Annotated in this window: 12 protein-coding genes; 8 read left to right on the plus strand and 4 right to left on the minus strand. The window is 70.9% G+C overall.

Features of this window, described 5'->3' with window-relative positions; all coding sequences use genetic code 11:
* Positions 1-194 precede the first annotated feature (194 nt).
* The 4 genes from KUM49_RS13520 to KUM49_RS13535 all read right to left on the minus strand — a co-directional run bounded on the left by KUM49_RS13520 (position 195) and on the right by KUM49_RS13535 (position 3,421).
* On the minus strand, positions 195-932 hold the full coding sequence (locus tag KUM49_RS13520) for a DUF2993 domain-containing protein (RefSeq protein WP_217237036.1): 738 nt from the start codon (positions 930-932) through the stop codon (positions 195-197).
* A 189-nt stretch (positions 933-1,121) separates the two neighbouring features.
* Positions 1,122-2,255, minus strand: coding sequence for a hypothetical protein (locus tag KUM49_RS13525; protein ID WP_217237037.1), 1,134 nt, complete (start codon positions 2,253-2,255; stop codon positions 1,122-1,124).
* A 2-nt stretch (positions 2,256-2,257) separates the two neighbouring features.
* Complete coding sequence (locus tag KUM49_RS13530) at positions 2,258-2,512, minus strand: MoaD/ThiS family protein (protein ID WP_217237038.1); 255 nt, start codon at positions 2,510-2,512, stop codon at positions 2,258-2,260.
* A 36-nt stretch (positions 2,513-2,548) separates the two neighbouring features.
* Positions 2,549-3,421 (minus strand): alpha/beta hydrolase, encoded by an 873-nt coding sequence (locus tag KUM49_RS13535; protein ID WP_217237039.1) that lies wholly within the window; start codon positions 3,419-3,421, stop codon positions 2,549-2,551.
* Positions 3,422-3,600: 179 nt separating this feature from the next.
* On the opposite strand from KUM49_RS13535, the gene KUM49_RS13540 reads away from it, so the two are divergent.
* The 8 genes from KUM49_RS13540 to KUM49_RS13575 all read left to right on the plus strand — a co-directional run bounded on the left by KUM49_RS13540 (position 3,601) and on the right by KUM49_RS13575 (position 11,525).
* Positions 3,601-4,380 carry a response regulator transcription factor gene (locus KUM49_RS13540; RefSeq protein ID WP_217237040.1) on the plus strand — a complete coding sequence of 260 codons (780 nt, stop codon included), beginning with the start codon at positions 3,601-3,603 and terminating at the stop codon, positions 4,378-4,380.
* 94 nt (positions 4,381-4,474) lie between these two features.
* Positions 4,475-5,497, plus strand: coding sequence for a LacI family DNA-binding transcriptional regulator (locus KUM49_RS13545; protein WP_217237041.1), 1,023 nt, complete (start codon positions 4,475-4,477; stop codon positions 5,495-5,497).
* 142 nt (positions 5,498-5,639) lie between these two features.
* Entirely contained in the window at positions 5,640-6,827 is a 1,188-nt protein-coding gene (locus tag KUM49_RS13550) for a S1C family serine protease (protein ID WP_217237042.1), read from the plus strand.
* A gap of 33 nt (positions 6,828-6,860) precedes the next feature.
* On the plus strand, positions 6,861-7,043 hold the full coding sequence (locus tag KUM49_RS13555) for a hypothetical protein (protein ID WP_217237043.1): 183 nt from the start codon (positions 6,861-6,863) through the stop codon (positions 7,041-7,043).
* 110 nt (positions 7,044-7,153) lie between these two features.
* The gene (locus KUM49_RS13560; RefSeq protein WP_217237044.1) at positions 7,154-7,891 is read left to right on the plus strand and encodes a response regulator transcription factor; all 738 of its coding nucleotides are present in this window, start codon (positions 7,154-7,156) and stop codon (positions 7,889-7,891) included.
* On the plus strand, positions 7,888-9,351 hold the full coding sequence (locus KUM49_RS13565) for a HAMP domain-containing sensor histidine kinase (RefSeq protein ID WP_217237045.1): 1,464 nt from the start codon (positions 7,888-7,890) through the stop codon (positions 9,349-9,351). Before KUM49_RS13560 ends, KUM49_RS13565 begins: the two co-directional genes overlap by 4 nt.
* Positions 9,352-9,360: 9 nt before the next feature.
* Complete coding sequence (locus KUM49_RS13570; RefSeq protein ID WP_217237046.1) at positions 9,361-10,296, plus strand: aminoglycoside phosphotransferase family protein; 936 nt, start codon at positions 9,361-9,363, stop codon at positions 10,294-10,296.
* Between the two features lie 365 nt (positions 10,297-10,661).
* Positions 10,662-11,525 carry a hypothetical protein gene (locus KUM49_RS13575; RefSeq protein WP_217237047.1) on the plus strand — a complete coding sequence of 288 codons (864 nt, stop codon included), beginning with the start codon at positions 10,662-10,664 and terminating at the stop codon, positions 11,523-11,525.
* The last annotated feature ends 71 nt before the right edge of the window (positions 11,526-11,596 follow it).

Raw genomic sequence — 11,596 nt, forward strand, 5'->3', positions numbered from 1 at the left:
ATCGTAGGGACGGACAGGCGCGCATGTCACCGGTGTGTCGTATTTTGAGACGCGATCGTCCGCGATGTGAGAACACAAGGCTGCCCGGGCCGTGGCTGCACGGTTCCCGGGCGGACGTATCCGTCATCACATCTGCGGTACGGACGGCGGCGTCTCGCGAGTCGGACAGCCCCGTCCCATGAGCTCAGGACTGTTTACCCGGCCAGCCGGACGTTCGAACCCTGCACCGTGATCTCCACACCGTTCTTCGCCGCCTGCACCTTGTCGAGCTGGACGCCGCCGGGCAGTCCGTCGATCTTCTGCTCGAAGTCGGTGACCGTCCGGGCCCGGCTCTCGGCGAGGTCGACGCCGCCGAACGTGGGCAGCGTGTCGGCGTGCACCTTCACCATGTCGCCCTCGGCGGTGACCGTGCTGAGGACGTAGACCGGCTCCGGCAGCCTGGTGCCGAGCACCGTCGCCTCGATCTCCACCTTGATCTTGCCCTTGCCGCCGTCGGAGAGGCCGACAACGTTGGCGGTGACGCCGGGGGCCAGCTGGGTGGGCTCGGACTTGGCGGTCTTGAGCAGCTCGTCGTACGTGATGGACGCGGTGCCGGTGGCGCTGTTCGCGGTGGCGGAGCTGTAGTCGCCGGAGAACTCGACGCCCCTCATGTTCGCCTTGAGGTCGTCGATACGGATCGTCTGGTCGCCGTTGCCGGTGTCCGCCTCGTAGTCCTTGATGCCGACCTCGACGTCGTCGAGTTCACCGCCGACGACCTGGGTGAGGAACGGGAAGCCCTTGATGGAGACGTCGGGGGTGACGGCCAGACCCTCGGTGGTCTTCAGCTTGCCCGCCGCCTCGTCCTCCGCGAAGTTGACCGCGAGGCGGTCGGCGAGGACGAACAGGCCGCCGAAGATGACGACGAGGATCAGAAGTATTCGCAGTGCGCGCATGCGGTGTTCCCCACGACGGCGGTCGGACGACGGTCGGTTGACGGCCGGGTGGCCATCGAGCGTGAGAGTAACCCCGAGCCGGGCGGGGGCCGGAAAATTGTCGATCAGCTGTGACAGGAGGGGAGGGGCCGGTGCCGCACGGGAACTGAGCCGCAGACGAAGGGCGCCGACGACCCGACCGTCCCCGGCTTACCCCCATGCCCGTCCCAGCACGTAGACCGCCGGTGCGGCCGTCGCCAGGGGGAGGGCCACGCCCGCCGTGAAGTGCACGAAGCGCGACGGGTAGTCGTAACTCGCGACCCGGTGGCCGATCAGCGCGCACACCGCCGCGCCCGCCCCGAGCAGCGCGCCGTCCGGGCCGAGACCCGTCATGGCGCCGACCGCGATGCCCGCGCCCGCCGCGGCGAGCAGGGAGACGATCACGGAGGCCGGCGTCGGCAGGGGCAGCGCGCGGGCGAGGACGGCAACGGCCACCGCGGCCGCGCCGACCGTGACCGCGTCCGGGTCGGCGGCGAGGTGGCCGGCCGCGACGATCGCCAGCGCCGCGGAGGCGACCGTGGCCATCAGGCCGTACATCCGCTCGTCCGGGTCGGCGTGCGAACGCAGTTGGAGGACGAGGGACAGCAGGACCCAGACGCCCAGCGTGCCGAGGATCGCGGCGGGCCCGTTCTCGCGGCCGGCCGCGAGCAGCACGGCATCCGCGACCAGCGCCCCCAGGAAGGCGAGGGCGATGCCCTGCCGGGCGGGCCACATGCCGTTGAGCCGGAACCAGCCCGCCGCCGTGACCGCCTGGAGGAGGACGAGCGGTACGAGGAGGGCGTAGGACCCGATGGCCGCCGTACCTGACAGGAGCAGGCCGAGCAGCGCGGTGAGCGCGGCGGGCTGCATACCGGGCTCGATGATCGGGGAACGCCCCTCGAGACGGGCCCGCTGCGCGTCGCTGACGCGGGCGTTGCCGGTCGCGGTGGCGGGGCCGTAGCCGGGAGCCGGTTCCTGGGGTGCGCTCGCATGCGCATGTGTCTGCGGAGGCTGGGGCTGCTGAGGCTGCTGAGGCGTCGGCTGCGGGAGCTGATGAGCTCCGTAGGCGTCGTACGTCGACTGTGCCGGGGTCTGCTGCGGCATGTACGCCGTCTCCGCGGCCGACACCGGCTGCTGCACCTGCGTCTCCCAGGTCTGCCCCTGCCACTGCTGCGACTGCTGGGCGGCCTGCTGTTCCTCGTAGGCCTGCTGCCAGTAGGGGTCGTACCCCTCTTGTCCCTCGTGTCCGTCGTGCCCCTGCTGGGGCCGGTACGGAGTACCGCCCTCATACGGCTGGTCGCTCATCGTCACCCTCCTGCGAACGGCGGCAGCACCTCGACCGTGCCGCCGTCGGCCAGCCGTACCGTCTCATGTGCGCGGGTGCCGACCGGGTCACCGTCGACGAGGAACGAGCATCGCTGCAGGACGCGCACCAGCTCGCCGGGGTGTCGCCCGCGTACGGCGTCGAGCGCCTCGGCGAGCGTGGCCGCGTCGAACGGCTCCTCGGCGATCTGGGCCGCGGCCTTCGCGGCGGCCCAGTAGCGCACCGTGACCTTTGGCATCGGTTCCTCAATCAATCGGCGGTGTACACGGCCAGGCTAGCCCGGCCGCGAGACCGCCCAGTCCCCGATCCGGGCCAGCAGCTCGTCGGTGGCCGCGTGCTCCGCGTGCCCCATGCCGGGCTCCAGCCACAGTTCGCCGTGGTCACCGGCGGCGGTGGCCAGCATGCGGGGGTGATCGAGCGGGAAGTAGCCGTCCCGGTCGCCGTGGACGATGAGCAGGGGCCTCGGGGCGATCTGCGGCACCGCCTCCACCGGGGACATCGGTACCGGCTCCCACTCCCGGTGGTGGATGCGCGTCCGCAGTCCGTAGCGGCCCACCAGGCGGCCCTCGGGGCGCGTTACCAGCCAGTGGAGACGGCGCATAGGGGCCGTGCCCCGGTAGTACCAGCGGGCGGGAGCGCTCACCGAAACGACCGCGTCGGTGTGCGCTTCCGTGCGCCCCGCGCGCCCCGATCCCTCCGGCGGGTGCAACGCCGCGTGCCGCAGCGCCACCGAGCCGCCCATGGAGAAGCCGACGGTGGCCACGCGCGCGTGCCCGAAGGAACGCGCCCACGCCACCGCAGCGGCGAGATCGAGCACCTCGCGGTCACCGACCGTGGAGCGCCCGCCGGAGGCGCCGTGGCCACGGAAGGAGAACGTGACCACGGCCCCGTACTGGGCGAACGCCCGCGCGATCCGGCGTACGTGAGGGCGGTCCACGTCGCCGGTGAAACCGTGCGCGATCACGAACACGAGGTCACGGGAAGGTGGCCTTCCGGCGTCGTATACGACCGCACCCGGGTCGTATACGGAATCAATGGAAATACCGTCGGCCGTGTGCAGAAACGTCCGGATAGGTGCGCGTCTACTCGTCTCGGAGTGCGGACGAATGGTGGAACGCGCCACATGACCTGCCCGACCAGTGCTCATGTGGGCTATTCTCCTAGGCAGAGGACTCGGGCAGCGTAGCCCCCGGGTCCTTTTGTGCTTTCGGACGCGTTGTATACGAGCGGATAACCGCAGGTGTACGGGGCCCCGGGAATGCAGAGCAGTCCGCAGTGCCGCAGTGCCGCAAACGTCCTCGCAGGGACCGAGGAGGAACCAGACGTATGAGTTCTCTGCTGCTCCTGACCAATGCCCTCCAGCCGTCGACGGAGGTGCTTCCCGCCCTCGGCCTGCTGCTGCACAACGTGCGGGTGGCTCCGGCCGAAGGCCCCGCCCTCGTCGACACCCCGGGCGCCGACGTCATTCTCATCGACGGCCGCCGCGACCTCCCGCAGGTCCGCAGCCTGTGCCAGCTGCTGCGGTCCACCGGGCCCGGCTGTCCACTCATCCTCGTCGTGACCGAGGGCGGCCTCGCCGCCGTCACCGCCGACTGGGGCATCGACGACGTACTCCTCGACACCGCCGGACCGGCCGAGGTCGAGGCACGTCTGCGACTGGCCATGGGCCGCCAGCAGATCGTCAACGACGACTCCCCCATGGAGATCCGCAACGGCGACCTGTCGGTCGACGAGGCGACCTACTCCGCCAAGCTCAAGGGCCGCGTCCTCGACCTCACCTTCAAGGAGTTCGAGCTCCTGAAGTACCTCGCCCAGCACCCGGGCCGCGTCTTCACGCGCGCCCAGCTGCTGCAGGAGGTCTGGGGCTACGACTACTTCGGCGGCACCCGCACGGTCGACGTCCACGTACGACGGCTGCGCGCCAAGCTCGGACCCGAGCACGAGTCGCTGATCGGGACCGTCCGGAACGTCGGTTATCGATTCGTTACTCCGGAGAAGGGCGACCGCGCCACCGACGAGGCGAAGGCCAAGGCGGCCCAGTCAAAGCCGGAGGATGCGGACGAGGCGGCCGCCCTGGACGGCGCGGAGATCCCCGCGGAGGCGTGACGCACGCCCAGCCGCTCGGGCCGGGCACGGCTTCCGCACAGGGAGCCTGCTTGACGCCCTGCCCAGAGCGGGTCCATCCGCGTAGACTCCGCCCGTGGCCAAGGTAACCAGGGATGACGTAGCACGACTGGCGGGGACGTCCACTGCCGTCGTCAGCTATGTCATCAACAACGGACCCCGGCCGGTTGCCCCGGCCACGCGCGAGCGTGTCCTCGCCGCGATCAAGGAACTGGGGTACCGGCCGGACCGCGTCGCCCAGGCGATGGCGTCCCGTCGCACGGACCTCATAGGCCTGATCGTGCCGGACGCCCGCCAGCCCTTCTTCGGGGAGATGGCACACGCGGTCGAACAGGCGGCGTCCGAGCGCGGGAAAATGGTGCTCGTCGGCAACTCCGACTACATCGGCGAACGCGAGGTCCACTACCTGCGCGCCTTCCTCGGAATGCGCGTGTCCGGACTCATCCTCGTCAGCCACGCCCTCAACGACAACGCCGCCGCCGAGATCGACGCCTGGGACGCCAGGGTCGTGCTGCTGCACGAGCGGCCCGAGGCCATCGACGACGTCGCCGTCGTCACCGACGACCTGGGCGGCGCCCACCTCGCCGTGACCCACCTGCTGGAACACGGCTACGCGTACGTCGCCTGTATGGGCGGCATAGCCGAGACCCCGTCAGTCGGCGACCCGGTCTCCGACCACGTGGAAGGCTGGCGGCGCGCGATGGCCGAGGCCGGGATCCCCACCGAGGGCCGGCTCTTCGAGGCCCTGTACAACCGCTACGACGCCTACCAGGCCGCCCTCAAGATCCTCGCCGGGCCCAACCGCCCGCCCGCGATCTTCTGCTCCACCGACGACCAGGCGATCGGCCTGCTGCGCGCGGCGCGCGAGCTGCGTATCGACGTCCCCGGCGAGCTGGCGGTGGTCGGCTTCGACGACATCAAGGAAGCGGCCCTCGCCGACCCGCCCCTGACCACGGTCGCATCGGACCGCTCCGCGATGGCGCGGGCCGCCGTGGACCTCGTCCTCGACGACGGGGTGCGAGTGGCGGGCTCCCGTCGGGAGCGGCTGAAGGTGTTTCCCTCGCGGCTCGTGGTGCGGCAGTCCTGCGGCTGCGCGTGAGGTCCGAAGGGCCTTCGTGAAGACTTTCTGAGAGACGTCGCCGAGCTGCGAGAGACGTCTTCACATCGGACGTACGAGGTTCTGCCGGGGTTCTCAGCAAGCGCTCAGGGAGCTCTCATGGTCGGCGGACAGGCTACCTGTCATGACCGAGAGCTTCCGCCGCAGCGGCGAGTACGAGAACCCCCAGGGTCACGGCGACCAGACTCCCGACCCCCTGCAGTCGGCGTACCCCCAGCAGCAGGCCTCCGCCTCCCCCGTGAACCCCGAGTGGCCGCCCCCTCCGGCGCACCAGCCCGTGCAGCCGGTCACCGTCGAGCCGGGCACCACCGTGTGGCCGTCCCAGGCCTCGCAGGCGTCCGCACCGGCCGGATTCGCGGCCCAGGGTGCCTACGGCGGCGGTGACGGCAACGGCGGCGGTACGGCCGTGCCCGCCGGGCACGCGGCCCCGGCGCCCAGGAAGCGCACCCGTGGTCCGCTCGCCCTGCTCGCCGCCGTGGCGATCGTCGCCGCGGCCATAGGCGGCGGTACCGCGTACGGCATCCAGGAGCTGACCGGCAACGACACGGTCGCCACCAGCAGCACCAGCACCAACGTGATCCCGTCCGCCGCCAAGGGCACGGTCGCCGGGGTCGCCAAGGCGGTCAGCCCGAGCATCGTCGAGATCAACGCCGCCTCCAACGCCGGCGAGTCCACCGGCTCCGGCGTGATCATCACCGGCGACGGCGAGATCATCACCAACAACCACGTCGTGTCCGGCGCCTCCTCGATCAAGGTCAGCACCAGCGACGGCAAGACGTACACCGCGAAGGTCGTCGGCACCGACAGCAAGAAGGACCTCGCCCTGATCAAGCTGGAGAACGCCTCCGGCCTGACCGTGGCCACCCTCGGCGACTCCAGCGGCGTCCAGGTCGGCGACACGGTCGTGGCGATCGGCTCCCCCGAGGGCCTGACCGGCACCGTCACCAGCGGCATCGTCTCCGCTCTGGACCGTGACGTCACCGTCTCGACCGACGAGAGCCAGGGCCAGGGCCAGAGCGGCGGCGGCCAGTGGCCGTTCGAGTTCGGCGGCCGGCAGTTCAACGGCGACACCGGTTCGTCGACGACCACGTACAAGGCGCTCCAGACCGACGCCTCGCTGAACCCCGGCAACTCCGGCGGCGCGCTCATCGACATGAACGGCAACATCATCGGCATCAACTCCGCGATGTACTCGGCCGCCGACGCCACCAGCTCGTCGAGCGCCGGCAGCGTGGGTCTCGGCTTCGCCATCCCGATCAACACCGTCAAGTCCGACCTGGCCACGCTGCGGGCCGGCGGTTCCGACAGCTGAGCCCGATCCGACCCCGTCCGTAGGGAGTACGTCATGATCAAGCAGGTTTCGCATGCGGTGACCGGCACCGACCCGGCCGGCTTCGCCCTGGCCCTCGAGGTGGCGTACGAGCTGCACGCGCCGGAAACGCGGGCGCCGGAGGTGGCCGCCGTCGCCCACGGCGCGGGCCGCCGCGCGAGTGCCGCGCGCAGCCGCCGCCGTACCGTACGCGGCTGATCCCGCCCAGCTCGTCCTTCAGCGCCAGCCGGGAAGCATGCGAGGCTGAAAGCCTTCAGCACCCCGCAGCCCCCCCTGTTCTCACACCGCACCCGAGGAATCCCAAGCCCATGAGCCCCGCCGAAGGCGACCGTGACACCCAGCGCATCCTGATCGTCGACGACGAGCCGGCGGTGCGCGAAGCGCTCCAGCGCAGCCTCGCCTTCGAGGGCTACGGCACGGAGGTCGCGGTCGACGGCGCGGACGCCCTGGAGAAGGCGGCCGTGTACCAGCCCGACCTGGTCGTCCTCGACATCCAGATGCCCCGCATGGACGGCCTGACCGCCGCCCGCCGGATCCGCGCCGCGGGCGACACCACCCCCATCCTGATGCTGACGGCCCGCGACACGGTCGGCGACCGGGTGACGGGACTGGACGCGGGGGCGGACGACTACCTGGTCAAGCCCTTCGAACTCGACGAGTTGTTCGCCCGCGTCCGCGCGCTGCTGCGCCGCAGCTCGTACGCGGCGGCGGCCGGGGCGGGCGCGGTCGAGGCGGACGAGGCACTGACCTTCGCGGATCTGCGCATGGACCTCGCGACGCGGGAAGTCACCCGGGCCGGGCGGCCGGTGGAGCTGACCCGTACGGAGTTCACGCTGCTGGAGATGTTCATGGCACACCCACGCCAGGTGCTGACCCGTGAGCAGATCCTCAAGGCGGTCTGGGGCTTCGACTTCGAGCCGAGCTCCAACTCCCTTGACGTCTACGTCATGTACCTGCGCCGCAAGACCGAGGCGGGCGGCGAGCCGCGGCTCGTGCACACGGTTCGGGGCGTGGGGTATGTGCTGCGGCAGGGCGGGGCGGAGTGAACAAGGTCGTACGCCGGTTCCGGTCACTGCCGATCCGGTCGCGGCTGGCGATGCTGGTGGCGGCCGCGGTGGCGTTCGCGGTGGCGGCGGTCTCGGTCACCTGCTGGTTCATCGTGCAGGGGAAGCTGTACGAGCAGCTGAACAGCGATCTGCAGAGGGGAACGAAAGGGCCGGCGCAGATCCAGCAGGCCGAGTTCGCCCTCGCCAACTGTTCCGCGACCCCGCAGGGCACCGGTTTCTTCAGGAGCAGCTACTCCCAGGTGGTCACGGAGGACGGGAAGATCTGCGTCACCGACGACTCCACGGGCACGATCAAGGTCACGCAGTCCGACAAGGACCAGATCGAGAACGGGGACCTGTCCCGGATCTACTTCCGCAACGGCACCGACGGGGACGGCAACGCGGTCCGCGTGATGACCCGGCCGCTGGGCCCCACCAAGACCGTCACCGGGGAGGCCGGACCCCACGTCGGAATCGTCGTCGCCGTACCGCTGAAGAGCACCCAGTCCACCCTCAACGAACTCGCCCTGATCCTGCTCCTGGTCTCCGGCGTCGGAGTCGTCGGCGCCGGCGCCGCCGGACTCATGGTCGCCCGGGCCGGGCTCCGCCCCGTCGACAAGCTCACCGAGGCCGTCGAACACGTGGCCCGCACGGAGGACCTGAGCATCCGCATCCCCGTGGACGAGGACAGGGAGGACGAGGTCGCCCGTCTCTCCCGCTCCTTCAACTCGATGACGTCGTCCCTGGCCAACTCCCGCGAGCTCCAGCAGCAGCTCATCGCGGACGCCGGTCACGAACTCCGCACCCCCCTCACCTCCCTCCGCACGAACATCGAGCTCCTCACCCGCAGCGAGGAGACCGGCCGCCCCATTCCGGAGGCCGACCGGAAGGCGCTCCTCGCCTCCGTCAAGGCGCAGATGACCGAGCTGGCCGCTCTCATAGGCGACCTTCAGGAGCTGTCCCGCTCGGAGGGGCAGCGGGGTGAGCGTCTTCAGGTGGTCGCGCTGGAGGACGCCGTCGAGTCGGCCCTGCGCCGGGCGCGGCTGCGCGGGCCCGAGCTGACCATCACCGCCGACCTGGAGCCCTGGTTCGTCCGCGCGGAACCTGCCGCGTTGGAGCGCGCGGTCGTCAACATCCTCGACAACGCCGTGAAGTTCAGTCCCGAGGGCGGCACCGTGGAGGTGCAGCTCACCGACGGCGTGCTCACCGTCCGCGACCACGGCCCGGGCATCCCCGCCGAGGAACTTCCGCACGTCTTCGACCGCTTCTGGCGTTCCCCCAGCGCGCGGGCCCTGCCGGGCTCGGGTCTCGGCCTGTCGATCGTCGCCCGCACCGTGGAACAGGCGGGCGGCGAGGTCACCCTGGCCCGCGCGGAGGGCGGCGGCACGGTGGCGACCGTACGGCTGCCGGGGGCGCCGACGCCTCCGCCGGCCGAGCCGGTGGCGGCCCCGCTGCCGTAGGGTGCCCGGATGATTCCGGTACCGGAGACGTTCGTACGGTGCACCGTGGAGCGCGAGGGGGAGGCAGGGGCGGCGTGGATCGCCGGACTGCCCGACCTCGTCGGCCAGTTGCTCGATCGCTGGAACCGCGTACCGGACGGCGAGGTGCTGCACGGCGGCGTCGGCGTGATCGTCCCCGTGCGGCCAAGACGGGGCGACGGGCCGGGCGCCGTACTGAAGGTGTCGTTCCCGCATCCTGGCAACGTCCATGAGCCGGACGCGTTCGCCGCGTGGGACGGGCGGGGGGCCGTCCTGCTGTACGCACGCGACGACGAGCGGTTCGCGATGCTGCTGGAGCGGGTCGGGACGCAGTCCCTGGGAGAGGTCGAGGACGGGGACGAGGACAGGATCGTCACCGTCGCGGGGCGGCTCAACCGCAGGTTGGCCGTTCCGGCGCCGCCCGGGCTGCCCCGGCTGCGGGAGCAGGCCGACGGCTGGGAGGAAGAGCTGCGCCGGGACGCCGGCGAGCTGGAACACGGCCTGCCGGGCCGCGTGCTGGATGCCGCCGTCGCGACCGTGCGCGAGCTGGGACGCGTCCAGCCGGACACCCTGATCCACGGTGACCTCCACGCTCGGAACATCCTGCGCGCCGACCGTGAGCCGTGGCTGGCCGTCGACCCCAAGGGGTACGCGGGAGATCCCGCCTACGACGGCGGCACCCTGCTGAAGTCGCGTGCCCTCGCCCTGCTGGCCGCCGACGACCTGTCCAAGGCCGCGCACCGCGCTCTGGAGGTCTTCGCCGAGGCGGCGGAGCTCGACCGCGAACGGGTCCGGCGGTGGGCCCAGTTCCACGCGGTCCGGACCGCGTTCCACGGACGCCGGCACGGATTCCGGGTCGCTCGCGGAGGGGCTCGGCGGGACTGGTTCGTCCGCTTCGCGGACGCGCTCGCGGAGTTGCTCACTTAGGGCCTGTCCGGCGGATCAAGTCGCAGGACATCCGCAGCGCCTCGTCGACGCAGGTGAGCGGGGCCTGGCGCGTCGAGCTGCAAGGCGGAGGAGGGCGTCGACGCGATGAGGGTCCCCCCGCTCGAGCGAGGAGTCGGCAACCGACGACAACGCGGCAGATCGGCGCCAGGCCCCGCGTCTGCGGCATGATCCGCCGGACAGGCCCTAAGCGGGCAAAGACCGACAGGCAGCCCCGCCTCCCTGTCAATGTCCTGTCATTCCTCACGCACTTCCGACCCTACTCGTGAGTTCTCTGCAATCTTCCTGGGCTGTCAGACAGGTGCCCCACGCACCTGTGCACTGCACTCAGGAATGAGCCACCCCCCATGCGACTCATCCGCACATCACCTCGCAAGGCACTCAGGAAGAGCGCCCTGATCACCGCCTCAACCGCCCTCGCCCTGACCGGCCTGCTGGCCGGCACCGGCTCCGCGCAGGCGGCCGGCAGCGGCCCGGGCGGAGCGACGAACATCCGGGGCACCGACCCCGGCAACACCGACCTGATGATCGAGCGGCTCTGTGAGCAGGAGGGAAGCCTGACGGGCGTCTACGGCGCCCTCAACGTCGACACCGGCGAGTTCAAGACCCGCGACGAGTACCTGCGGGACGTGGTCCCGCTGTGGATACCCGCCGGGCCGTGGGAGGTCTTCCGCGGCTGGTGCGGCTACGCACAGGCCTCGACCTGGTCCACCAAGGGCGAGCCGGTCCGCGTCTCCCCCTGGATCGGCAACCGGGGCTCGAAGGACGACAAGGAGACCTTCGTCAGCAGCTACAGCACCAAGACGTTCGCGAAGAAGAGCGTCGGTGCCTCGATCAGCCTCTCCCTCGCCAAGAGCATCTTCTCGGGTACCGCGGGTGGCAGCGCCGGCTACGAGTGGGGCTGGGAGAAGACCTCGTCCTTCGAGCGCCGCAGCGAGAAGACGATCCCGCCGTGCACCCAGGTCGCCGTGACCTGGACGCCGTACCAGCGCGTGGTGCGCGTCAACCCGGTCTTCTACGTCGAGGACTACGAGTGGGACAAGGGCGACGGCCGCAAGACCGTGCACAGTTGGCGCGACCGGGGCTACAACACGGTCTACTCCTACGGCTACTACATCGACGGCACCTCCGACAAGCTCCTGCCCAACGGCCAGCCCGACGGCCGGGAGGACAAGTGGGAGCAGAAGCTGGACCCGAAGACCTGCGCGTGATCGGGGTCTGGAAGACCTGCGCCTGACCGGAGCCTGAGGCCTTTCGCGGCAACCTTTTGCCCACCAGCTCC

This window comes from Streptomyces sp. AC555_RSS877 (assembly GCF_019049245.1).
Taxonomy (GTDB): Bacteria; Actinomycetota; Actinomycetes; order Streptomycetales; family Streptomycetaceae; genus Streptomyces.

What these genes read in the sequence shown, in the direction of transcription:
- KUM49_RS13520 (WP_217237036.1), bottom strand. Translation starts at nt 932, where the DNA reads ATGCGCGCACTGCGAATACTTCTGATCCTCGTCGTCATCTTCGGCGGC.
- KUM49_RS13525 (WP_217237037.1), bottom strand. Translation starts at nt 2,255, where the DNA reads ATGAGCGACCAGCCGTATGAGGGCGGTACTCCGTACCGGCCCCAGCAG.
- KUM49_RS13530 (WP_217237038.1), bottom strand. Translation starts at nt 2,512, where the DNA reads ATGCCAAAGGTCACGGTGCGCTACTGGGCCGCCGCGAAGGCCGCGGCC.
- KUM49_RS13535 (WP_217237039.1), bottom strand. Translation starts at nt 3,421, where the DNA reads ATGAGCACTGGTCGGGCAGGTCATGTGGCGCGTTCCACCATTCGTCCG.
- KUM49_RS13540 (WP_217237040.1), top strand. Translation starts at nt 3,601, where the DNA reads ATGAGTTCTCTGCTGCTCCTGACCAATGCCCTCCAGCCGTCGACGGAG.
- KUM49_RS13550 (WP_217237042.1), top strand. Translation starts at nt 5,640, where the DNA reads ATGACCGAGAGCTTCCGCCGCAGCGGCGAGTACGAGAACCCCCAGGGT.
- KUM49_RS13555 (WP_217237043.1), top strand. Translation starts at nt 6,861, where the DNA reads ATGATCAAGCAGGTTTCGCATGCGGTGACCGGCACCGACCCGGCCGGC.
- KUM49_RS13560 (WP_217237044.1), top strand. Translation starts at nt 7,154, where the DNA reads ATGAGCCCCGCCGAAGGCGACCGTGACACCCAGCGCATCCTGATCGTC.
- KUM49_RS13570 (WP_217237046.1), top strand. Translation starts at nt 9,361, where the DNA reads ATGATTCCGGTACCGGAGACGTTCGTACGGTGCACCGTGGAGCGCGAG.
- KUM49_RS13575 (WP_217237047.1), top strand. Translation starts at nt 10,662, where the DNA reads ATGCGACTCATCCGCACATCACCTCGCAAGGCACTCAGGAAGAGCGCC.